Genomic DNA, 24,542 nt, shown 5'->3' on the forward strand with positions numbered 1-24,542 from the left:
CCCTCGTAATGGGATTCGCCAGAATTCCCCGATACCTGAGCAGCACCGCACAAGTCCATCCGATTCCTTGTCATTTTAATGGACATGTCCTCGCCAGCAGCTTGCTGCACCTGCGGACTGGTTCCTGTACACTCGGAGCATGCACAGTCCCCCCGACAAAACCGTTTTTGTTTCCCACACATCGAAGAATAATTCTTTCGTTGACTCACTCCGGCATAGGCTGGAGAGCCGCGAGTTCACGGTGTTGGAAGATTCTCAGTTTGGTGCCGGTGAGAATTTGCCAGACAGCGTTCGTGATTTCATTGATCGCTCCGCGACCGTGATCGCCGTCGGTAGCGCCGAGGCGACCGGATCCCACTGGGTCAAACGGGAACTTCGCTACGCCAGCAAGCAGGGCAAGCGTATCGTCCCGCTCATGCTGCCGGGGTCATCAGCGACCGAATTACGTGAAATTTTCGAACTGCCGCAACCCACTTCCGACGACGATCTCGAAGACTGGCCGCCTGAGCTGATCGGCATCCTTGTTGCAGACGGAGCAGGCGCGTTGGATTCTCTGATGCCCGCTCTGCTGGATGCATTGGAAGGCCGTGGCGGCGGTGGTCAGATCGATCTCGGACAGCGCCGAGCGGCGGTGCCGTTGGCCGACTTGGTGCTGAGACTGCGGGCCACACGGTTTGAACTGGTAAAGAATCCGCAAGGCAAAGAGGTCCGGCGTCCCGTAGCGACGGCTAGTCTTGCGTATTTTCCTCCGGACGCTACCGATCCCGAAGTCGTGTCGCCCGAGTTCACGCTGGTGGCCCCGCTGGGGAAAATCGAAGCCGACGAGATGCGTTTCTACCTCGAACGCTATTTCATTTTGCCCTACGGCAACTTCGCCGAGCGTGCTCGCGGTATCGAACAACGGTTGCCATTATGGGGCCAGGACTTGTGGGCAGCACTCGGTTGGGACGAAGCAGGTATCGACTCAGATGCACACGCCGCGCCGGTCAAAGCATGGAAGAAACAGGCCGCAATCAGTGACCGTCGTTTCACCATACAAGCTCCGCCCGCGCGCACGCTGAGTCACCGAGCCACGGACGCGGAAAGGGCCGAACATCGCACAGAGCTGGAAGCCACCACGGAACTACTGGCCTTACCGTGGGAACTGCTGCACGACGACCACAGCTATCTGTTCCACGATGGTATCGGCGTCCGTGTTCGCCGTTCGCTGCCGGGAGGTGAGGAGCCAGCCGAGCTGCCGGAGGCCGCGCATCAGCCTCCACTACGAGTGCTGGCTGTCTGTGCTCGGCCCGAGGACAAGCACACCAGCTTCATCGACCACCGTGTTTCGATACAGCCACTAACAGAAGCACTCAATGCACTTGGCGAACTCGCGGAATACGAAATCCTGACGCCGCCCACGTTCCCCGAGTTGTGCGACCGACTGCGCGCGGCCCTGCAAGCAGGCCGACCTTTCCACATCGTTCACTTCGACGGCCACGGCGTGTTCGACAAAGTCAACGGACTGGGGGCGTTGGTTTTCGAACACCCGGACGATTCGGGAAAGCTACACCACCGAAGGGCCGAAATCATCGACGCTGATCGGTTGGGCAAGGAGCTACGGCACGCCGGTGTCGGCTTGTTCTTCTTGGAAGCATGTCAGTCGGCACAGGCGGAGGACAACCCGGAGGCATCTGTGGCCGGTCGGCTGCTGCAGAGTGGTGTGGCGTCAGTCGTCGCGATGAGTCACAGCGTGCTCGTGGAAACGGCACGACGTTTCACAGCGGAGTTTTATCCGGCGTTAGCCGAGGGCGCTCGTGTTGGCGCAGCGATGTTGCGAGGGCAGCGTCATCTGGAACGTCATCGTCGCCGCGGCTGGGGTTGGGAACCCCGCGGGGACGAACCGGGCAAAATGCAACGTCGTCCATTGGAGTTGCAGGACTGGTTTGTGCCGGTGCTGTATCAGGACGGCGACGATCCGGTGCTGTTGCCTGTTCCGCCACCGGTGGAGCGAGTCCGACAGGAGCTGGAGAAAGATCGTGCGTTGGCGACGGGCAATGTTCCCCTCGCACCTCCGCATAGTTTCGTCGGACGGAGTCGGCTGCTGCTGGCGGCGGAACGGTTGATGCTGGAGGCGGGAAAATCATACGTTGTCCTGCGAGGCGAAGGTGGTGAGGGTAAAACGACGCTGGCCGCCGAGTTAAGTCGATGGCTTGTGTCCACGCGGCGAGCGGATCGCGGCGCGTTTGCGTCGGTGGAGAATCTACCACGCGACGCGGCTCGAGCGGTGTTGGTCCAGTGGGGAACACAGCTCGTCGCGGATTTCTCCGCCAAAGCAGACTCGGTTGAAGCCGGGCTCAACGTTCTCGCTGCAGCACTCAGCACTCGCTCGGTGGTGTTGATGTTGGACAACATGGAATCGATCCTGCCACCGCCTGAGGATTCCGCAGCCGCCGGTGCTCGCGCGGCGGACGCCGATGTGCTTCAGTCCATCTTTGATATCTGTGCCCGACTCCTCGAGCGTGCTCCACAAACTCGCATCATCTTTACTTCCCGCGAAGCACTGCCGGCGGATTCGCCCTTTGGTGATTCAGCTCATTTGATCGACGTTGGGCGACTCACGTCGGATGAAGGCATGGAGTTGGTGGCCCGTGTGTTGGCGGGCAGTGAGTCCAATGCAGGCGATGCCACGATCAATGCGGAAGCGCTTCGTGCGGAGAAAGAGGATGACATCAAAGCGTTAGTCACGACAGTAAACGCTCACGCGCGCAGTCTTGTGCTGTTGGCACCGGAACTGGCCAGGCGTGGTCTTCGAGCCACCACGGAAAAGATTTCCGAAATCATGTCGGATCTCGAAGCCCGTTACCCGGGCGAAAGAGAACGCTCGCTCTTCGCCAGTTTGGAACTTTCACTCCGCCGTTTGCCGGCGGAATTGAGGGGAAAACTGGCACCGCTGGGAGTGTTTCATGGCGGCGGCTTCGCTCAGGGCTGTGGTATCGTGGCTGAGTGGGACATTGATAACGACGAGGAGTTGTTGATCGGACGATCCCTTCAATCTGTCGGTCTTGTGGAATTCGTCCCGTTGTCCGTTGCGTATCTTCGGTTCGAACCCGCTCTCGCGCCGGCGTTGCTGCGTGAATTGCGAGATCAGGGAACCGGCGCCGAGGCCGCTGCTCGCACACGATGGGCGATTGCCTATCGCTCACTGGCTCGGTTTCTTTACAAGCAACAATTCAAGGACGCCCATCTTGCTGCCCAGCTCACGTTGCTAGAACTACCCAATTTGCTCGCGGCCCTGCACGCGTGGTTCGCAGTGATGGAAGCGACTGCTTGCGGTACCCTGTCATCCATCAATTTGCCTGACGCTACCCCTGAGTCGGTCATTGAATTCACGACGGATCTCGAAAGCCTGCTGGCCAACCTCGGACGTCGCGAGGCACTCGTCGATGCTGCAGCGATCCGAACTCGCGCTGCCGATGCACTCGCTGCCCAGCCCGATCGAGGCCTTACCCACGAAGCCTGCCTTGCAGCACAAGCAAGCATCGAACGATGGCTGGAAAGCGGTCGTTTCACCGAGGCGGTCAACGCAGCGCGCGAGCTTGTTGAGTTATTCGAGGTCACCCCCCAAGACGCCTTTCCCCTACTCGCCGGTGATCACGCGGTGACGCTCGTGACGCTCGGTCGAGCGTTGCGGATGTCGGGAGACGCCGTCGCTGCGTTAGACGCACTCACCGACGCCCGCAGTCGTTTCGAGGCACTCGCTACTTCCATGGACGATCCTGATCATCGACGAACATCTGCGAAAATGGCGTCCGGATGCCTGACTGAGGAAGGGGACTGCCTACGCGATCTCGGACAGTTAGATGCTGCTGCAGAAAAATACGAAGAGGCAACCAGCCTCGACGAGGAGCGTGGTGATGTGCGTGACGTCGCAGCAGGCAAGTTTCAGCTTGGCACCGTACGAATGCTTCAAGGCAACTATACCGACGCTCTGACCGCCTTTGGAGAAGCCCGCGAAACGTTCGAGCGTCTCGGCGAACCAAGGTCCGTCGCCGCCGCATGGCACCAGATTGGCAGGGTTCATCAAGGAGTCGGACAACTGGAGGAAGCCGAATCCGCTTACGTACGTTCCCTTTCCATGGAGGTTCAAGCGGGGAACACGCCTGGTGAAGCTACCAGCCGAAGTCAACTCGGTAGTCTTTACAATCGGATGCAAGGCCGTCAGGAAGATGCGGTTACCTTCTTTCTTCAGGCAGCCGAAATCTTCGCCGAACCCGAGGCCGTGGATCCGTTAAACGAAAGTAAAGCTCGGAGCAACGCAGCGGGCACACTTGTCGATCTTGGACGCTACGACGAGGCTCGTGAGCAGGTCCTACGTGCACTTGAGTGCAAGGCATCTTTTGGTCCCAACGCGAAGCCATGGATCACTTGGATGATTCTCCACAGTCTTGAAATCGCCGTCGGAGATCGGCTCGCCGCTGCGCTTGCTCGCGCCAAAGCCATTGCGACGTACGCGGATGCTCGCCGCAGAGATTGGCAAGTAACCGTAGGCGCTGGGGCGCAACTGTGTGGCCTCGTCCGCACAATTCTCGCGGCCAAAGACCCGGCGACGCCACCGGGCGCCATCCCCGATGAGCTTCATGAAAATCTTCCGCAGTTTGAAACGCAACTGCGAGAACAGCTCACTGGCTTTATCCGCGACGAGAACACACAACCGTACCTACGCGCACTCGCCCCGCCCCTGCTGGCCATTCTCGACGGCTCTCGCGACCCCACACTCGCCGACGATCCCGCGTTGGACTACGACGATGCCGCTGAACTTATTTTGTTGCTGGAACAGCTTTGACCTGCATGACGTAAGCGTCATGATGACGGGGCGTCGATTCGAGTGCGGCGGGGGAATTCTGGCGAATCCCATTACCCAGAGACCGGTAGACGGCAGGAACGAAGGCCAAAGCGAGCAGCGTGGCGCCGCTGACGCCGCCGGCGATGGCGAATGCGAGGGGCGGCCAGAATTGGCCTCCGTCGATGATCAGTGGTGTGAATCCGGCGATCGTGGTCAACGTCGTGGCGATCACGTGACGAGTGCAATCGGTGATGGTGTCGATCACCGTTGACAACGTCATGACTTGTTCGCTGGAACGTTGTTGCAATGCCGCCAGTACGACGATCGAATCGTTGATCGCAACGCCGATCAGTCCCATGATGCCGATGATCGCCATGAAGCCGAATGGGTATCCGCCGATCCATAACGCCAACATCCCCAATCCTCCACTGCACGCGGCGACGACCAGGATCATTCCGGCCAGGCGAAATGAGCCGAAGGAAAGCACCAACACCGCGACCATCATCACGGCCAACACGCCGACGTTCGCCATCAAATTGCCAACCGCGTCGTTCCGCTGAGAAGCTTCCCCGCCGTACTCCATCGTGTAACCGTTCGGCAATTCAAATCCACGCTGCTCCAGTCTTCGCTCAAACTCCGCCAGCGATACCGACGGCAAAGTGCCCGCGGTGATGAAACCGGAGATCAGATTCATTCGTCGACGATTCAAACGAGGGATCACCGCAATCTCGCTTTGCAAACTCACATCGGCAACGCTTTCGATCGGCAGTTGCCGACCAGCGGCCTGGAGTTGCAGCGAATGGATCGCCTGGACTTTGGATCGCCGCTGGTTGCCCACCCGGACGACGACGGGGATCTGCTCCGTGTCCTCCAAAATGCTGCCCGCGCGAACGCCTTCCAACAGATCGTATAGCTGGCTCGACACATCGGACGGTTGCAATCCCGCCAACCGCGCATCGGCTTCACGCACGTCGAACGTGATCGTCGGCAGGGTCTCATTCAGCGGTGATTTGGTGTGAATGACATCGGGTGCCGATGCGAGCGCCAGTCGGACTTCGTCGCCTATCTCGGCCAATCGATCCAAGTCAGGACCGAACAAACGGATCTCGATCGGCGCGTCGAACGGTGGGCCTTGTTCGAGTTGCCGAAACAGCACTCGCCCATCCGAAACCAACTCATCGGCTCGTTTCTGCAGAGTACGAAGTGTTTCACCGATGCCTTCGGCTGACTTCATTTGCACGATTGCGTTGGCAAAGCTGGGCACGCCTCGGCGGTTGTTGATCACGTTGTAATAGAACATCGGCGCGCTCTCGCCGAAGTACCAACTGATCTTCACCGCACCGGCGTCCGAGACCATTTGAGAAATTCGCTCAGCCGTTTCCGCCGTGGCTGTGATCGATGCATCGACGGGCAGTTCCAACTGAATGTGAAACTGATTGCGGTCCGCCGGCGGAAAGAACTGCTCAGGCAACTGAGATGCGACAGCGAATCCCATCACGGGCAAGACCAAACCCAGCACGATGGCTCGGTAGGGTTTGACCAACAACCACTGCAAAGTCGACTTGTAGACGCGAGTCATCCGTCGGCTGGAAACGCCAGATTGCCAAATTCGCTGCAGAGCACCCTTGCGTTGTCGCGTGAATTCGTCGTCCGGCAGCGGAGTGAACCTGGCCGCCACCACCGGGATGATGGTCAGCGCGAAGAACAGGGATGCACTGATCGCCAAGATCACACTGACACTGATCGAACCGACAAACTCGCCTGCGTTGCCCGGCATCATCGCGATCGGGGCGAACGCGAGCGCCGTGGTCGCGGTCGATCCGGCCAGCGGCAGTGCGAGGTGGTTTACCATGTCACGAACGGCATCGATCCGTGACTTGCCCTTGCGGATCCCCACCGTGACTTCGTCGACCGCTACGATGGCGTTGTCGATCAATAGCCCCATCGCGATGATCATCCCGGTCACCGACATCTGATGAATGGGAATCTCCAAAACACGCAAACCGAACAACACGGTGAGCGCCGAGAGCGGCAACGAAAGAGCCACCACGATTGCATTTCGCCAGCCCATCAACAACAGCACGACGAACACGACCGCGGTCGCCCCGAGAACCAAGTTCACGGCCAACGAGGACAAACGTTGCTCGACATAGTGACTTTGGTCCAGCGGAATGTCGAGCGTGACACCGGCGGGCAACTGTGCGGCAAAGTCGTCGAGCGTCTCTTGAACCTTGGGTCGCCAAAGATCAATCCGTTCGCCCGGTCGTACCAACACGCCAAGGCTGACCGCGGGCATTGAGTCCACGATCGCCATGCGTGGCAGCGGATCGGGAGTCCCCCTGCGAACGGTCGCGACGTCGCTGAGACGAACCATCTCGCCATCGCGTCCTGATCGAATCAAAGTTTCACCGATCCGATCGGCCATCAAAAATTGGTTTGCCAATTCGATCACGACGTCGTTGTCACCCGCATGCAATAGACCCGCGGAGTTCTTTGCGTCGGACGCGTTCATCGCTCGTGCCACATCGGCTGCCGAGAGTGCCAAGCGGGCGGCTTGATCGGGATCCAGCTCGACCGTGATTTCTTCGCCCGGATCGGCGAACCGATCGACGATTTCAGTGCCAGGAATCGCTCTCAAGTCGTCTTCGAGTTGTTTGGCCAGACGTCTCAGGATCGTCCAGTTGGGCGGCGTCCCATCTTGCCAACAGATTGCGGTGATCAGGGCATAAGCACGAACATCGATTTCGTCGAACACCGGCCGGGCAGCTTCCGGGGGCAGGTCGGCGATCGCATCGTTGATTTTGGCACGAACATCACTCCACACTTCATCCGTCTCCATCACCTCCTCGCGAAGCTCGATGCTGATCGTGCTGATTCCTGGCCGGCTGTCGCTGGTGATCTTTTTGATCTGCTCGACTTCCTGCAGCCGTTCTTCCAGCGGCTCGGTGACCAGCACCTCGATTCGTTGTGCATCGGCACCCGGCATCCGCGTGGCAACCAGCCCGGCACGTTGTCCGATCACCGGGTCTTCCATTCGTGGCAGCAGGGAGAGCGACGTCAAACCACTGACGGCGACCATCCCCAAAACCAAGAACATGGCGCGCGTGTTTCGATAGAACAGCGTCGACCAATCACCCATTGCGGCGTGGGAGGCTTGCTCACTCATCGCGAAGTCTCACCGGCGAAGTGGCAATGGATTCTGCCGGCTGAACCAACATTCCGGCAGTGAGCCGATGGAGTCCATCGGAGATCACACGATCATCCGCTCGCAGCATGCCTTGAACGAGCGCGAACGTGCCGTCCGTCTTCAGGACTTCTACAGCCCGTTTCTCGCAGACACCGCTACCATCGTCGCCGGGGATGACCAACGTCGCCCAGAGTCCTCGGGTGCCACGAGAGAGGGCCGACACCGGCAACCAAAATTTGTCGTCACTGGTTTGCGCTAAAACCATGTTGGGAATCTCAAGGTGTGCTGTTGTGCCCGCAATCCATCCTTGGCTTGTCAGTGTTTCGTAAACACGGTCCGATTGGTTTTCCTCCCGGGAGACGTCATCATCGGCGGATGCCTCAGCATCGGATGCCCATTCCTCGGATGCCCATTCGTCGGATGCTTGACGAAACCGAACGAAGACCGTTCGTGTCCGCGTTTCTCGGTCGACCGATGGCGACATGCGATCCACCCAGGCGGCCCGTTGCACTTGTCCGACTCGAACGGTCACAACATCGTCGGGACGCAGCTTGTTGGCGATCTCGGGCGGCACCCCGAATTGGGCTTCGATCTCAAGACTGACCAAGCTCAGTACGGGGGTATTCGCACTGACAACGGTTCCCTCGTCGACCCTGCGTGATTGGATGGTGCCTCGGTAGGGAGCAACGATCTGTGAATCGCCTCGTTGCGCTGAGATCTCAGCCAATCCCGCACGAACCGCATCGACGGTGGCACGCTGGGCATCGATTCGTTCTTTCCGAGTTCCTTCGTCGAGCTGTTCCAGGTTGGCTTGGGCGGCGATCAAACCATGCTCATCCGCCTGGAGCCCAAAGACCGCCGCGTCCAGTTCGCTGCGACTGGTCGCTTGTCGGGCGGCCAATTGTTTTTGGCGATCCGCCTCGACCTTTGACAATTGGACCCGCGAAGTCAACTCGTCGACCCTGGCTCGTGCCACAGCGAGATCTTGCTTCCGTGGGCCGTTGATGTACTCCGTCAACAAGGACTCTGCGGCAGCGAGCTCCGCCCGGATCCTCGCTTCGGCGGCGTTCAAATTCTCCTGATCCAGTTCCGCCAACGCTTGCCCTGCACTGACCACATCGCCTTCATCGCAGTCGATCATGACCAAGCGGCCGCCCCGCTCAAAACTCAGTTCGCTTTCGCGGCGCGCGATCAACAGCCCAGCGTAGGACTGCCCCAGAACTGGCGGATCGAGTTGGCCTGCCCGCACGATGGAGACCGCCAGCGGTGGCGCATTGACACGTGCCGAGTTCGAATCGGTGATTGCATCTCCGTCATCGGAACCGGCTTGGTAAATCGCGTAGCCCACCGCGATCATCAGACCGACCGTCAGCAAACCGGTAGCGGCCATGCCGCGTCGCCAAGTGATCGTCCGTGATCGTTGATGGGCAGGCGCCGAATGTGCAGTACTCATTGCGAGCCTCCGGCTGGACGCTTTGACGGGGTAGTGACCGACTCATCGATTGGCTGAGCATCGAGAGCCAGTGTTACATTACGTTTCAGGCTAGCGCGGACGTTACGCACCAATTTTCGATCCGCCTGGGCATCGTAGAGCGGTTGCCATTGGTAGCCGTCCATCAATGCATGACAGTTGCGTCGGATCGCCGCGTACGTGTCGCGGATGCCGATCTGATCCAACCCTGGGCTGGTGGCGTCGATGATCATCCCACCGTAGGTGAGCGACCAGAGGCCGAACACGACATCTTCGATGCCACGTTCTCGCGGCAGCACCAAATCGCCCGACTCCAGGGCTTCACGTCCGACTTGAGAAACCATTGCCATGCAACGTTGTTCGCAAGTCGCCATCATCTGCTTGCGTTGATCGGACGCCTTTTCCCAAACGGCGACGTGACGGACCATGCAGTCGATGTCAAAAAGGTCACCGAAGCGAACCCGGAAATCTTCACAGGCCACGCCGATCGCTGCGATCTTTTGTCGAGCATTGGGCTGCCGCTCGATGGCGACTTCAAAGAGCCGCAATCGCTTCTCGTTGGCCTTGATTGCCAAAGCCAACAGGATTTCTTCTTTGCAGGAAAAGTGGTTGTAGATGGTGCCCTTGGCATAAGCCATTTCTTTTGCGATCGCGTCCATACTCAGTCCGGCGAGCCCCTCTTGCGCCACCATCGGGCGAGCCAACTCCAGAATGCGCGCCTCCCGTGACTGGATCTCGGCTTGTTTGGGGGTGAGCGTCGACATGAAGCGGGAGAGTGGCCGGCAAAAGGAACAGAAATTGACATGACGTCAAAATTGACGTTATGTCAATTATGACGCCGCGTCAAGTCTTATTCCCTGGACTTACCTCGTACGCCTCGTAGCCGAAGGAGATTGCTGACTGAGTGAGCCGCAGGGGGCTAGTGCGCTGTTGATTTAGTGAGCCGTGACGGGTAAGCGGCCGGGCCTACCGCATTGCCCGGTGCCTTACGGCCCACGGCTCACCTTTGGGTTCCTGGTTTCGATTACCTCAGCAGTCTCCGCAGCAGGGGGAGGTCGGATCGAGCGAAGCAAGATCCGGGAGGGGGCCTACGCTGGACTGTTCAAAGTTTGGGGTTGCCATGTTTTTTCAGTCCATGTTTTCGTTCCATGCATCGCAATCAAAGTGAGCCTCAGGCGCTAGCCGTGGGCCGGCACCACAATCCGCCTCAGGCCCACGGCTAGCGCCTGAGGCTCACTGGGGCCACCAGCTGCGCCGGCAGTAGGGACATAAACTTGCGCAAACCCAAAAAGACACAACACCAAACTTTGAGCAGTCCAGCAATAGGCTGCCCCAGATCGACTGATCGTTTTACGCTCGATCTGTCTGATTCTCGATCTTTTGGGTCCTGAGATTCAAACTCGCGTATAGCGGTTTTGCGTGCGAATACCTGCCACGGTCTGAGTGGTCCACGGTTTGCCATGGTCAGTGGAATCAAGTTCCAACTCGAATAAAAAAAGGACCCAATCATGGACTCAGCACGACAGCTCCTTCACCTGTTTCTCATTACTTCGGCGTTGGCGGTGGGTGTTTTGATTGCTGGCTGCGACAATAAAGAAACGCTGTTGGATGTGGACACTCCCAACGGAGGCGTGTCTGTCGAGCAGGATCGTGATGATGGCAGCATCACGGTTGATGTTGACGAATGAAACGGAGTGCAACAACTATCTGTCAATTTTGCAATCCAGGTTGCTTCGTTTCCTTGATGACTTGACGAACGACGTTCACCAAATCCATGGCGTCACCCCCGGCCGACTTTCGTTGGCGGTCGGCGCCCGTACCTTGTTCGACGCATTCACGGATGAATCTTTCCACGCAATCACGGTCGCCTGCACGATCCAATACCGGTCCGAGTTCTTGCAGGACTGACTCAGCAACGCTCGGGAAGTCGACTCTGGCGTTTGTTGCGGGGTCGACATACGAGCGATGCATCCCAAATCGTGCCGCGTGCCACATCGCATACGTCAAAACGGAATGACGGACAGGAGGAACGGGTAGCCCCTGAATTTCGTCGTCTTCGCATTTCATCACGACCGCGCGAACGAGTCCTGCATAGGCAACGGTCTCCTCCACTCGGGACAGGACATCGGCTCCACGGAACTCGATCGTCGGAACTTTGGTCGGCAGACGAATGTCCCAGTAGATAAAGCTCTCGTCTTTGATCGCACCACATCGAACCAGTTCGGACACACAGCTTTGGTAGTCCTGGACAGATTCAAAATGAGGTGGCGGACCGGCCATCGGCCACTGTGTCCACATCTCACGTCGAAAACTGGCGTACCCGGTGTCGTGTCCATTCCAAAAAGGTGAATTTGTGGTCAACGCCAACAGAAACGGCAACCAGCGGCGAGATCGATTCATCACCGCAACGCCCATCTCCTTTTCCGGCATGGCCACATGAACGTGGCAGCCAAAGATAAACATGTCTCGCGCGATCTGTTGAAACCGCTCCATCAACGCGTGATAACGATCCTTGGGGGTCGTCTGCGAGTCATCGGGCAATATCAGAGGGTTGGTCGCCGCAGAGGCAAGTGCAAATCCGAGTCCTTCGGCTGATCGAATGATCGCCGCTCGCGTTTCGTTCAGGCTCGTCCGCACATCGTCCAGCGTTTGACAGACCGGTGAAGCCATCTCGATGGTGTTGAGAAACAACTCATTCTGAATGTCTGCCTTGATCGGACCTTGCAAATTGTCCATCACATGTTGGCACTCGGATTTCAGTGCACCTGTCTGTGGACACACCAGTTGATATTCTTCTTCGACACCGATGGTGGGAATGGGCGCGGATTGGGGCATGCAATTCCGTTAGCTGGAGGAAGGGGATGGTAGATCGACGTTTGGATCGCAACACGCGATCGCTGCGGCAGCCAAGACGGCCGCCCCGATGGGCAAGGCACTCTCGTCAATGTCAAACTGTGGCGTGTGCAACGGCGCGGAACCGATCTGAGCACCGGCGATGCCCAGGCGGAACATAGCGGCAGGAACTTTTTCTGCGATAAAAGCAAAATCTTCCGCGCCCATGCTTGGGTTGGCAATCGGCAGCACATTTTGACTCCCGAGCAATTCAATACCTGATCGCTGAATCAATTCTGTCACTGCAGCGTCGTTGATCAAAGCTGGCGCCGACTGTTCGACTTGCCAAACGATCTTGCAACCGTGCGTTTGCTCGATCGATCGATTCAGTTTTTCCAGGCAGCCTAACGCCGATGCCATGGCTGAGTCTGTGACGGCTCGAAGGGTTCCACGAAGCTCTGCGTGGCGGGGAATGACGTTGGCGGCGTTGCCCCCTGAGACTTGCCCGACGCTCAAGACCATCGGTTCCAAGACATCGTGACAGCGGGGAACCCGAATGTAGGCTTGATTGATCCACGCGGCCAACGCAGCGATGCAGTCGTCCGTCAAATGAGGACGCGAGCTGTGTCCCGACCGGCCATCAAACGTGACGCGAAACAATTGGCAACCGGCAGTGAAGCTGCCCGACCGCACACCGATCTGACCGGCCGAACGCGTGGGGTCCACGTGCAGCGACACCGCCGCATCGACGCCGTCCAACGCGCCCGAGCGAATCATGTGCAATCCTCCCGTGCTCGTTTCCTCAGCCGGCTGCAGCAGCACACGCACCCGTGTGGGATGGGGCAACTGACCCAAGGCGTCCATCCGCTTGATGATCATGCCCGCGCCCAGGGCCGTGGTGGCATGAGCATCGTGACCGCAGGCGTGCATCACACCTTCGATCTCACTGCAATACCCGCGATCAAAGTCTTCCTGAATCGGCAACGCGTCAATGTCACCGCGTATCGCAACACAACGGTCTCCCGAACCGATGTCCACCCACAGCCCCCGCTGATCATTGGCCAGCTCAGCGACCAAATCCATCTGCGAGACTTCTCCTGCCAAGAACCGTGTCGTTTCGTGCTCGTGTTCTGACAGTTCTGGGAACCGATGCAGGTGTCGACGGATTCTCTGCAATTCAGCAGAAAAACCACTCGCATGAGTGGAAACCTGCAAAGCTGTGGAGCGTTGATTTGCGTCGACGACAAAGTGGTTCATACGCGATAGGAGTTCCGCATTAGGGTGACACGATTTCTTAACAAAGTGTACACGACGTGGAATCCCTAACCACCTAGTCCAGCAGAGTGTCGATGTAATTCGGGCTACGGACTGAACGATGTGGCAGTCTGCGCCGTCAGAGTGATGGATGACCGACGACCAAGATTGACCGCTCTACGATCGACTCGACCGCCCACCGCCCACATGGGCACACGCCCACATGGGCACGAAGCCAAAAACCGAGCGGTACCCTTTTCCGATCGACCTTTGCTTTGTGAGTGTCGGAAAGAGCGCCTCGTTGTTTTGGATTTCTGGCCACTCTAGACTGTTCTGGGAAATCTATCACGGTCGCAGATCATCCCTCCCTCCTGTCCCCACTCGCAACGCTCATGCCTGACGAAACGCAAGTCGACAACGCATCAGACGGTCCTACTGCGCTGGCTGATATGTCACCCAAATCTCCGTTGCCCACTCAACCTGACAGAACGGTCGTCGCGTCGAATCTGGAAACGGCAAACCTGATCGAAGGCTACCACGTCATTGCGGAATGGATCCGGTTTGCAGATGCAAAGGCGGCTGTGGTGTTGACCGTCGGTGGAGCGGTTGCGGGCTTGGTGATCCCGACACTGCGTAGCTATCTCGGTGAAGAGAACGCGGTTCATCCGACATCCTGGTGGACAACGATGGTCGGCTGCCTGTTTGCCATCTGGTTATTGCTATTGCTGCTCTCTGGGATTTTTGCCTTTCGTTGCATCCTGCCGTACCGTCGCAAGGGTCAGCATCCCGCGTTGGGACACTGCTCGCATTTTCACCCTGCCGCAATCTCAGTGGCGTTCAAACTTGATGATGCGGATCGGTTCATTGCTGAGTGTGAGTCGATGGGCGATGGTGGGTTGCGAAAAGAAGTCGCCGCGTGCCTGCTGATCGATTCCCATATCTCGGGTGCAAAATACCGTCACGTCACAACTTCGATTCGCTTGATCGGAATCAGCAGCATCATTGCCCTGATTTATCTTGTCGCCATTCAGTTTTGATTGACGCGGGCGAATCGTACCAACATCATTCGGTTACCAACCTTACCGTTCCCGACTGTGGGGCCGCGGGGAAGCCTGGAACCCAAGCGTTGTATCGCAATCGAATGTCATCCAGCTTGCCTTTAGCGGACCTTTCGCGTACAGCCTGCACGAATGCTTGGGCAACAGTAAATAGCGTGATGATCTCAGGGTGCGGCTTTCGAGAGTCATTGACGCTGTAAACCAGCAGCCATTCTTCGGCGCCCCGCTCGGTCTGTGGCAATCGAAGCAAGTCCGTAATCAATGAGACGCTTGCATCTCGCCCGCGATCACGCTGGAGGGAGATCGTTTCAACCGAGCGAAGACGCGTCATTGCGTCGATATCCAACTGCCCCATCGCCGACGCCACACGTTTGCGGAGACACCGAATCAGCCAGTTTCGTCTCGCATGTCCCCGAAACGCAATGTTGCCAGCCAGCCATGTTGCGTTGGCCAACAAGGTGCCCGTTGCAGGAGCGGGACTCAGCGTGTCGCTTGGCAAAGCAAGCGAGTGCTCCAATGCATCACTGGTCCAACGTTCCCGCTTCTTGCCGTAGGGAGTGTTGATAACGCTGAAGAGGTAGCCGTAGGTGTGCTGCAGACCCGCGTGTGGAAACTCAATATCCAAACGTTGCTCGGCTACCCGAAAAATCAGCTTCAGAATCCCTGGATCGACGATGACCTTGCCTGCAAGTTCGTCTACGTTTCGGCAGGTTCCCCAAAAAATGAGCGGACCGCCACGCCCTGAATCCTGCTCTAGCTGACAAACCACGTCAGGGCATAATCGCTGCAGCTGCTCGACTTGATCGTCCAGCGGCAGATAAGCATTCTTTGTCAGCCGCCGAGCGATTTTGTCGAAGTCTGGCATGGAAGGAGGCGAGCAACGCACGCTGGGGGTCGGAGGAATTCAAAGAGTCCGACCGGTTCTCGCGACCCATTGCCAGGCTCTTGCAGAAGCCTGGATTCTAGCGGCAATGGATTGGCGTGTCGCTGGTTATCCGTTATCGCCTGCGACGGCGGGCGGTGACGACTCCAGCCATTCCAATCATCAGGGCAAAGAACGCACCTGGCTCGGGGACAGCCGTCAAGCCATTGATGACGATGTTGTCGAACCCGATCGCTTCGTCCGCATTGGTATCCGCAAAAACCTGTAGCGTCAACGAATTTCCGGTCCCGCCGACATTCGCCGAGATCGTTTGGAATGAGTTACTCAGCTCGACTCCGTTGATTGACATGGGATCGTCAAGCGTAATGACCGTGCCTGACTCCATCGTGTAGTCCTTGGAGACTGCTTCGTCGACAGAAGAAACGAAGATGTCTGTGAACGCTCCGCCATCGATCGAGTAGCTGATCGTCAACAAATCGGATGCCTCAAAATCTCCCATCCCGGCAAAGTCAATTCCGATGCTGGTCAGACCACCCGTCGCACTGCTGATGTCGAACGTGAAAGTTCCCGTCATCTCTCCATCAGCAACATCACCGTTGGTGGTGTCGTTGATTCCAAAGAAGCTGTCGGTCTTTGTCGACTGGACAATCCCAAGCGAGTCTCCAGCGAACGCGGCTCCACCGCCCGAGCCAGCGACTGTGTCGTCAAACAAACTGAATGGGCCACCAGTGTTGAAATCGTAGATTCCCCAGGCGTCGCCAGTGCTCGTGAACCCGTTAAAAGCGATGGGCGAACTCGTCGACCCCGTCAAATTCATGGGTGCATCGAAATCATGCGATGCAACGATCGCAGCAGACGCGCGATAGGCCGTGGCGCCACTGACGAAAATGAACGCGGCAAAAGTACAAAGAACAAGTCGTGAGATCATGGATGCGGCTCAGCTCTACGCTTTGAGTGAACGGGGGGCTTCTGCTGAAATACTTTCCGCCTTCTGAGTTGGTCCGAAAATACCAATTCTCAGCTCGATTGCACGCAAGAATGGGCAATTTGGGCAGTCTTTCCCGGAATCTTCACATGGCCGCCTGGAGCGGAAAATCACCTGCTCACGCCTTTCGGCGGGCATTCCGGCAATCTTGCGAAATAACGATGATTTATGCGTCAGTAACAACGCGTCGCGATTGGCTTATGGATCACTACGTACTGTGAAGTTTTTTTGGACTGACTAAATTCGACGGTTTCGGCAGTCCCCTTCGAGAGATTCCAACATGGCGTCAGCTCCTACACGGCGTTTTCTTCCATTTATCGCCAGCCTCCTTTTCATGACGTTGGCTGCCATCGTCGATCCAGACGTGTTGTTCGCACAGCAATCGACGATGGGGACGCGTCGCCCTGCCGACATCCTTTTCCGCCGGCAAGCGGTACGACGCTTCGTGTTCGACAAAACGCAATCCATTCCTCTTTCTGAACTCAAGGTATCAAAGGTCATCGCGTTCGATTTGATGCATCCTGAGCTCAGCGTGGCAGAGCGGAAGGCGATTTGCACAATCCAGGGAGACACATTGACGATTGCCTCGTCAGATGAGGAGTCAGAGTCGTATCGCTGGTTCGGTGGCTTCAATCCCTTTGCCACCTACGATGTCACACTCAAGTCGTTCTCCGGCACAGGTGCGTGCGGTCTGTGTTTCCGTGATTCAGACGCTGGGGATGCGATGAGCGCGGAAGTGGATTTCATCAATGGAAAACCATCGTCAGTAATATGGCGAGTTGTTCATGACGCAAAGGAGGTCGACATGCAACGCTGGGAATGGCCGAACGAACTGATTGACATGGCTGAACCTTTTGATCTACGCGTGCAGATGTCGGCTGTTGGCGTAAACGTTTTCGTCGAATCAGAGGGGCGTTCGCACCTCATCGGCTACGCAGATTTTTCACAGCACTTTGACTTGCGTGAGAAAGCACGCTTCGTTCGCTATCGCACGGGAATCTCATGTCACCTCCAAGCACGCGCGAACGTCGAGATTCTGGGTGCCTCCGCTTCGATCTCTCCCGGCACAGGCCAAGCCGACCTGCGAGCGATCACCGACGAACACGGCGAACCCCTGTTGGACGATGGCCGACTTTGGCTCACCATCACGCTGCGAGGCCGAGACCTGCCGCATCCGACTCAGGGCGTGTTTTCGATGAATCCGTCTGTGTTTGATCTTCGATTCGAAGGCATGGTCGTTTTTGACATGGGTGACGGTTTGTTGAGGAATGAACTGGCATCCCACCTGTTTCGTGACAGCGCATCGGGCCAATGGCGTGGATGGACCACGGGTTTCAGCGCTTTCGGTACCCAGTCGACCAAGGAATCCAAAACGATCCTTGCGGTCTCATCATCGTCCGATCCGCGACGAGGTTTCAGCGTCATGCAAGCGAAGCCAGTGGGAATCGACGGCGCCCACGAAGACCCCCATTGCATTTATGACGCGGAAGCACAGAAATGGCGGTTGCTCTTATGCGAGCACGCAGGCAACTATCGAGCGGCCATGTGGGAGAGTGACTCTTGGGATCGTGGGTTCAAGCGAATCGCTGGACCGGTCGATGTCGATAGCACAGGGACCTTGATCCAACGATTTGGCGACACACGATACGCTTTGTTTGGCAGCGCAGATCGAACCATTTACATCCGTACCTATCCCGATCTGAAACCTGCTGGTGAACTGCAAATGGACCTGCCGCCGTGGGACGAGGATCATGGAACGCGTGTTTGGCCCAATGTGATTCCGATGCCACAAGGCTTTCCGGCTCCGTACATCGCGTTGATGATGGACCGAGCCAACTTTCCCGGGATGCCCAAACGCAATTGGACCTACGGTGCCCTGTACCTGTATCACGGGCACCCAAATCAATAGCTGCCAGTGCCAGATGCCAACAGAATCCCTGCAAAACGAAAGAAGTCCTGAGGGGGCATTCCGAACCTTTACTTCCCCTTGTCGCCATAAGCTTTCTCAAGTCTTGCTTTGCGATCGGCCTGTCGTTTCCGATACTGGCTTTCGGCTTCACTGCGCTGAGCCTCTGCTTCTTCGATCACCGAACTCGCGCTGCGGTCGGCCGCATCCTCAAGTTCTCGAATGCGTAGCGAGTCCAAGAAGTCGGTTGCGTCATTGGACATCGCAAAGTCGTCACTGCCCCAGGTCGCGATCACGTAGACCTTGGTGGTGGACGCATAGACTCGTGCGCGAGCCCTGTGAGGAACTCCTTTGATCGTTCCCACCGCTTCAAACCCTGTCACCCCGCGACGCGTGATTTGATCGGGAACCACATTGGCGATCAGTTTGTTGACCTCGGGACGAAGCTCTTCCAGACGCTGCTGCGGTGCCAACCGTGTCAGCCTCGTGGACTCTTCTTTGCTGAGATAGGCGATCGAGACCATGAATCCTTTGTTGCCCATCTGACCGATCGTTGTCTGTTGCTCGCTGTCTTTCACCTCCTTGACACTCTTTGGCATGAAAGCTTCGATCCCCATCGATTCATTGACGTAGCGTTGCAATCCTCGAGGAATACCTGCTTTGGCGGTCTTTGGGTTGTTCATCCTGGGCGGCGTTGGCGTTTCGGGCTTCGCCGAACTGGCAGGCGCGGCAGGTTTCGTTGTTGGAGCAGGTTTCGTTGTTGGAGCTGCCGGCGGTGCGTTTTTCTTTGGATTGGCTCCCAAGGGACCCACTGAATCGAGGAACTCGTTGGCGGCGGTGGTCTCGATCGCTCGGGCCGGCCCGGTAATGGATGACAGGTACAGTCGTTGGCCGTCAAATAGGACGCGGTGACGCACCGAGATGCCGTTTCCCGCCGGACTGCTGTAGGCAAACTCGCTCGCGGGGATTCCGTGCTGTTTGAATTCGCGATCCGTTTTCAGGTTGTTACCCGACGCACTTCGATGCTGCTCACGGGCCTGTGCCATGAAATTCTTTGCAAGATCATTCACGAGTTGATCATCCAACTTGATCGGCGAGATCACTTGTGTTCGCACCCGAAAGGCCATGTTGTCCACTGAGGCCGCTGACTCAAATTGAGTGTCCGTAATCTGCTGGCCCTCAATGACTGAGTCACGCGTGGTCGATGGCATCATGGCTTCGAACCGACCGTCCTGATTCACGTGTAGGCTCAGTGCGGGGCCATCCCCTAACGCATTGGACGCATGAATCAATAGTGGCAACACACCCGCCCAAACGATGACTTTTAGTACGCGCACGACGATCTCTCCGGCTAGGTGGTGTGAATGGTAAGTGTTTTTTCCGGTTGGAGAACGTACAGGCTTGGTACGACTTCCGCAGTTTCTCGGAAAAGACCAGATCATTCTAGCTGAACAGGGCCGCAGCGATGTATCGAGCAACCACGAAACATTGGTTGCAAAACCAGTAATGGGATTCGCCAGAATTTCCTCTCGCAACGGCAACCACCAACGGTTTGTTTCGAGTCAAACCGCAACAAAACGAGTACCCGACGTTGTAGGCTGAGCATTCTTGCCTGCTCGGCGGGCTGGCCCGAAGTGGCGATTTGCGGAGGTGTTCTGTTAGAATGCGTGAAATGGATATCCGTCCGTGAAAACCTGAACGAGCATTGCGTCTGACCATGGGTACGAATCAGCATCCCCGCGATCACCTGGAATCCCACGATTTGCAGCAGCGGTATGATGCGTTCAAGGCGGAGGGCGAAGTATTGGCGGGAGGGTTACTGGAGATCCCGCGTCGGGTTTCGATCCTGACTCACATGTACGCGGATTCTGGACGCAATCACGCTTTCACGCAAATCGCTGCGCATGGTGCGCTCTGGGGCTTGGCCTATTTTGAGTCCGGCGGAACGCTCGGTCGGCTCGTTGCGAAGCGGTATTTTTACAACCGGCGGGAGAAAGCTTTTCGACTGGGAATCTTGCGAGAGTTTTCAGAAGCGTTCCGGGTGGTGAATCGGCAAGTCTGCATCGACAGCTATGCAAACTACTACTTCACCAAACATTTCGGCGACTCACCTGACGCCGAGACGGTCGTGCCGGCCGCGTTGCTGGACGCATTGAATCGTGTGCACCATGCCAGTCGAAACGAATTGCAGCTCACATCGGAAGAGAAACGAGACGTGTTTGAGCAGTCGTTTCGAAACGAGCAGGAAGTCACGGTTGCGCCAGGCGTGGCGGCCGCGATCGCCGCGTTCGACTGTCCGATCATGGCTTGGTTGTGTTTGCACCCTATCGTTCGGTTTTCGTACTTTCCAGCACTGAAATGGTTTTACTTCCGCGACTTCGCCAACACGGAGGAGCGGATCGAGCGAGGCCTGCAGGCCTATGCACTTGCTCAGCGAAGTGGCTGGGATCGGGTTTTCGACAGCATGCGATACTACGGCCAAATGCCCGACGCATTCTTTGATGAGCCCCACAAGCACTTTGCCGGATTGCGTTCCGATGCAGCCCGAGCAGCCAAGGTCGCAATGTCCTGGGGTAGCGAATCCGCCTGACAGTGAGAATACGTAGGATAGATGTCCGGTCCGGTGGGGCACCGCAGGTTTTCATTCTCGTAGGTCATGCTCTGCATGGCATCATCCGTACATCACAACCCGACCGCACCAGGCGTTGCTGAGAGTTGTCTCAGAGTCCAAGCGTACAGAAAAGCCAACCGTATTTCGTCATGCACAGCATGACCTACAGTTTCTGCATTTGTTTCGCAGCCACGGTAATCTCGATTTCGCCATCGTGAATCACGGCGTCCGTCACGCGGATGTGGCCGTTCCGGCTACTTTCCCAATCCATGTAGATCCGTGGCGGACTCGCGTTGAGGTCCATTGTGATTCCTTTGTTTGCGCGAGGTTGATGCGAGGCAAGCAGCTTCGCGAGTTTATCAACCGGCAACGGCACATGACCGACGCGGAGACTTGTGATTTCGAGAATGAGTTTCTCGGGCGTCACTTGCGGTGACAACTCAGCGGTCAACACAACGGAGAATGTTTCAGCGTCCAGTCGCGCTGCCAAGACGACGCATCCGTTGCGGAAGAGGATTCGCGGATCACGTAATCCCGATCCACGAGGAAGCGGCATTTCAGCAGCGATCCAAGCATTGATTTCTTCTTGAGAAATGGATTGCGAGTTCGGATTCTGCTGTGAATCAAGGCCATCCATCATGGCAGACCACTCTTGGACGTTGAATCGCTCTTGCATCGTCGGTTCGTGCCTCAGTTGCAGGCGCTGCTCCGGCGTGAGTCCTCCGGCAACAAGCCGAACCAGTTTCGTTTCGAGTTGTCGCCGATGCTGGGCGTCGTCCTTCGTTTCCAACGCTTGGGCGTACGGCCCAGGCACGGAGGTCGCCAGGACGCAGGTGCAGATGATGCCGGCCACCAACAACGCGGTGAGGACGCAGCAAGTAACGATAAAACGCAAAATGAGTTTTTTGAGCATTGGCTCTCCTTCGGAATCAAGAAGATCAATCGAAGGCTAGCACACAATTCACGTTCCACTGGTACCAACAATACCGAATCGGTTGCAGAGTCGGCTTAGTGGCATCAGACTCCTGGGGATTCGTGTGGAAATCAGATCCGTACTCGCTATTCAAGCCGCGAGCCGACCCAGAGGGGCTCTTCGGTCAATCGTGTTGGCATAGGAAGACAGTACGTTTGTGATCGCAGCGATCCGCGTTTTGCGGGTGTTTTGCGGGTGTTTTGCCCTCGATTTTGAGGTGAGACATTGGTTCATTGGCCAATCAAAGTTCGATCTCAATTCGACTTCAGACGGCGAAATTCCAAGCGTCGAAATTCTGCCCTCGTTGGGGAATCTGGCGAGCCGACTCCTCCCACCAGCACCGTCGCCGAATCCAATTCGTAAGGCAACACGACGGGTGTGCCGAGCATTTGACCGTTCCAGTACACATGAACCAGTCGTTTTTGGATGAACAATTGAAGTGAGTTGAATTCGCCGTTACCGTTCAACGGAGTTTGCTCGGCAAGCACCTTTTCAAGTTGTGTGTCGCGTTCCTGACGCCTTGGATCGAAGATGCTAGCCCCCACAGAGATCTGATTTTGATTGTAAACAATTCGCAGACCGTCATACGTATTCTTGCCATTCACGGTCTTCTTGTGGTTCAGGTCGACAATCCAGCCTCCATGGTCACCGACCGCACGAAGGTCCACATTAAGCAAACCCTCGTCTTTGTAGCTGAAGCGTGGATAGGCCCACCACCCACCCCAACTGCCATGATTCGGTTGTTTTCTCGCGAACACGAGCCGCTCGTTTTCAGTAGCGAGAAACGTGGTCGTGTCGTCAACCAATACCCGATCTGCGCTATAGTCGTCTTCGATAGAGGGCTCGGTTTCAAACCGATTCATAATGTCGACAATCGATCTCTCCACATCGGCAGACGCTGATGGAATCGTAACGATGTTCGTCACTGGACTTTGTGAGGGGAGAAAAGACACTTTGACTCGGCGGCCCTCAGGAGATTCTAGACTGAACTGCTTCACTGCCATCTGAAAGCCATGCTTGTTGAGCATGAGCTGCTTGCTTTCGGCATCAATGGTGACCAGTATCTCGGCTCCATCGTTCGGGTCCTGAATCTTGATCGTCTTGTCTTCGGCTACATCCACTTCGATGGGCTTGCCGATTCCATCAAATTCAACCAGGACGCGACCGTTTTCTGTTTTCAAGCTGAGGAGGATTCCCGCAGCCCCAAGGATGAAAACGCCGACAAGCGTGGCGACGAATACTGCCCGACTGACTGGTATCCGGTATCTCTCTCGATGCACCGGGAGTCGGTCATTTTGCGTGTTGAGCCAGTTCTCCAAATCAGCGACAACCGCTTGCATGGAGGAATAGCGAGTTTCGACAGAGCCTGACATCATCTTTTCGACAATCGTGGCTAATTCGATATCGATCTCAGGTCGCAACATTCGTACCGACTTGGGATTGGCGGCGCGAATTTGATCAATCACAGCTAGCACATTACCTTCATAGGGCAAGCGATTGGTCAACAATTCGTAGAGGATGACTCCTAGGCTATAGACATCGCAGGCAGGTCCGACGGCATCCCGCTTGCCGCTCACTTGCTCAGGTGACATGTAGGCTGGCGAGCCAATGATCATGCCGCTTTGGGTAATCCGAGCGTCGTCGTGATTGTCGGACAGCAGGGCCAATCCAAAATCCATGATGATCGGCTCATTCTGTTGATCGATCATGATGTTGGCGGGTTTCAAGTCTCGATGGACGACTTTCGCCACATGAGCACATTGCAGGGCCAATGCCAGTTTTCGAGTCAGATTGACGGCTTCATGTGGAGTGTACCGTTTTCCACTTTTTGTGGTTTCCTGCAGGGTTTGACCATTGATGTAGGCCATTGTGATGAAATGCAGCCCGTCAACTTGACCGATGTCGTAAACGGGACAGAGGTTCGGCTGATGAAGAGTGGCTGCTGCCCGTGCTTCTCGTTGAAACCTTTCCATCCGATCGGATTTCTCGGTTTCATCGTTCAGCTTAGAGACTTTGAGTGCAACGTGACGATGGAGTTTTTGATCTCTCGCTAAATAGACGTTGCCCATCGCGCCGGTGCCAAGCAACTTGATGACTTCATAGCGTCCGATGTGTGTTGGAATCTCTCTGTCAGAGTCGAACTGACATTCTGAGCGTCCGGGCAGGTCAGCGTCAGAAGATCGGGAGGGTTGGCTATCCGCGACCGTGCTCATTCCTTGCCGTATGGCGGTTGGCCATTTTTCCGCAACGGTGCTGTATTGGTTTTCGCTGTGACTCCACGAAGTGAAAACGGAGGAAACCACTTCGGAATCGCCAGGAAACCGCTTCAAATAGTCCTCTTGCGAGAAAACTTGTTTCTGCCGAGCACGCCATTCCAGCTCCAGGGTCAGCAACTCGGTCAATAGCGTTTGGGATAAGTCAGTGGAGCATTCGGCCAGGAACTCTTCGATGCATGGTTGTGCCCCGGCCTGCCAAGCGGCTTCAAACCGATCGGCGGTTGAGTCGATGATGCGGAGTCGCGAAATCTCTTGCGGGGAGTGACTTTTGATTGCCATAT

Annotated in this window: 15 protein-coding genes; 5 read left to right on the forward strand and 10 right to left on the reverse strand. The window is 56.7% G+C overall.

Annotated elements, in window-relative coordinates:
• Positions 1 to 139 precede the first annotated feature (139 nt).
• Positions 140 to 4,825, forward strand: a complete 4,686-nt coding sequence (locus Pla52nx_RS08990; RefSeq protein ID WP_146521223.1) for a CHAT domain-containing protein — start codon at positions 140 to 142, stop codon at positions 4,823 to 4,825.
• On the opposite strand, the gene Pla52nx_RS08995 is transcribed toward Pla52nx_RS08990, so the two are convergent.
• From Pla52nx_RS08995 to Pla52nx_RS09005, 3 genes are read right to left on the reverse strand one after another with little or no spacing between them, the layout of a single operon-like run.
• Positions 4,800 to 7,991, reverse strand: a complete 3,192-nt coding sequence (locus Pla52nx_RS08995; protein WP_146521222.1) for an efflux RND transporter permease subunit — start codon at positions 7,989 to 7,991, stop codon at positions 4,800 to 4,802. The two genes, Pla52nx_RS08990 and Pla52nx_RS08995, sit on opposite strands and share 26 nt — an antisense overlap.
• A complete protein-coding gene (locus Pla52nx_RS09000; RefSeq protein WP_146521221.1) occupies positions 7,984 to 9,465 on the reverse strand; it encodes an efflux RND transporter periplasmic adaptor subunit in 1,482 nt (493 codons plus the stop codon). The genes Pla52nx_RS08995 and Pla52nx_RS09000 overlap by 8 nt, the downstream gene beginning before the upstream one ends.
• Positions 9,462 to 10,247 (reverse strand): TetR/AcrR family transcriptional regulator, encoded by a 786-nt coding sequence (locus Pla52nx_RS09005; protein ID WP_146521220.1) that lies wholly within the window; start codon positions 10,245 to 10,247, stop codon positions 9,462 to 9,464. The genes Pla52nx_RS09000 and Pla52nx_RS09005 overlap by 4 nt, the downstream gene beginning before the upstream one ends.
• Positions 10,248 to 10,991: 744 nt before the next feature.
• Between Pla52nx_RS09005 and Pla52nx_RS09010 the strand changes: the two genes are divergently transcribed.
• The gene (locus Pla52nx_RS09010; protein ID WP_146521219.1) at positions 10,992 to 11,171 is read left to right on the forward strand and encodes a hypothetical protein; all 180 of its coding nucleotides are present in this window, start codon (positions 10,992 to 10,994) and stop codon (positions 11,169 to 11,171) included.
• Positions 11,172 to 11,193: 22 nt separating this feature from the next.
• Here Pla52nx_RS09010 and Pla52nx_RS09015 read toward each other — a convergent pair whose 3' ends face one another.
• The gene (locus Pla52nx_RS09015; RefSeq protein WP_146521218.1) at positions 11,194 to 12,318 is read right to left on the reverse strand and encodes a carboxylate-amine ligase; all 1,125 of its coding nucleotides are present in this window, start codon (positions 12,316 to 12,318) and stop codon (positions 11,194 to 11,196) included.
• 9 nt (positions 12,319 to 12,327) lie between these two features.
• Positions 12,328 to 13,572 carry an amidohydrolase gene (locus tag Pla52nx_RS09020; RefSeq protein ID WP_146521217.1) on the reverse strand — a complete coding sequence of 415 codons (1,245 nt, stop codon included), beginning with the start codon at positions 13,570 to 13,572 and terminating at the stop codon, positions 12,328 to 12,330.
• A 389-nt stretch (positions 13,573 to 13,961) separates the two neighbouring features.
• On the opposite strand from Pla52nx_RS09020, the gene Pla52nx_RS09025 reads away from it, so the two are divergent.
• Positions 13,962 to 14,606, forward strand: coding sequence for a hypothetical protein (locus Pla52nx_RS09025; RefSeq protein ID WP_146521216.1), 645 nt, complete (start codon positions 13,962 to 13,964; stop codon positions 14,604 to 14,606).
• 25 nt (positions 14,607 to 14,631) lie between these two features.
• Here Pla52nx_RS09025 and Pla52nx_RS09030 read toward each other — a convergent pair whose 3' ends face one another.
• Both Pla52nx_RS09030 and Pla52nx_RS09035 read right to left on the reverse strand, forming a co-directional pair.
• Entirely contained in the window at positions 14,632 to 15,492 is an 861-nt protein-coding gene (locus Pla52nx_RS09030) for a hypothetical protein (RefSeq protein WP_146521215.1), read from the reverse strand.
• A gap of 133 nt (positions 15,493 to 15,625) precedes the next feature.
• Positions 15,626 to 16,438 carry a PEP-CTERM sorting domain-containing protein gene (locus Pla52nx_RS09035; RefSeq protein WP_146521214.1) on the reverse strand — a complete coding sequence of 271 codons (813 nt, stop codon included), beginning with the start codon at positions 16,436 to 16,438 and terminating at the stop codon, positions 15,626 to 15,628.
• A gap of 337 nt (positions 16,439 to 16,775) precedes the next feature.
• Here Pla52nx_RS09035 and Pla52nx_RS09040 point away from each other — a divergent pair, with 337 nt between their 5' ends.
• Complete coding sequence (locus tag Pla52nx_RS09040; protein ID WP_146521213.1) at positions 16,776 to 18,404, forward strand: hypothetical protein; 1,629 nt, start codon at positions 16,776 to 16,778, stop codon at positions 18,402 to 18,404.
• A gap of 68 nt (positions 18,405 to 18,472) precedes the next feature.
• Here Pla52nx_RS09040 and Pla52nx_RS09045 read toward each other — a convergent pair whose 3' ends face one another.
• Positions 18,473 to 19,738 carry a hypothetical protein gene (locus tag Pla52nx_RS09045; RefSeq protein ID WP_146521212.1) on the reverse strand — a complete coding sequence of 422 codons (1,266 nt, stop codon included), beginning with the start codon at positions 19,736 to 19,738 and terminating at the stop codon, positions 18,473 to 18,475.
• Positions 19,739 to 20,118: 380 nt separating this feature from the next.
• Between Pla52nx_RS09045 and Pla52nx_RS09050 the strand changes: the two genes are divergently transcribed.
• Positions 20,119 to 20,991, forward strand: coding sequence for a hypothetical protein (locus Pla52nx_RS09050; protein ID WP_146521211.1), 873 nt, complete (start codon positions 20,119 to 20,121; stop codon positions 20,989 to 20,991).
• A gap of 184 nt (positions 20,992 to 21,175) precedes the next feature.
• On the opposite strand, the gene Pla52nx_RS09055 is transcribed toward Pla52nx_RS09050, so the two are convergent.
• The gene (locus tag Pla52nx_RS09055) at positions 21,176 to 21,925 is read right to left on the reverse strand and encodes a hypothetical protein (protein ID WP_146521210.1); all 750 of its coding nucleotides are present in this window, start codon (positions 21,923 to 21,925) and stop codon (positions 21,176 to 21,178) included.
• Positions 21,926 to 22,239: 314 nt separating this feature from the next.
• Complete coding sequence (locus tag Pla52nx_RS09060) at positions 22,240 to 24,540, reverse strand: serine/threonine protein kinase (protein WP_197454757.1); 2,301 nt, start codon at positions 24,538 to 24,540, stop codon at positions 22,240 to 22,242.
• Positions 24,541 to 24,542: the final 2 nt, after the last annotated feature.

The organism is Stieleria varia (assembly GCF_038443385.1).
GTDB classification, from domain to species: domain Bacteria; phylum Planctomycetota; class Planctomycetia; order Pirellulales; family Pirellulaceae; genus Stieleria; species Stieleria varia.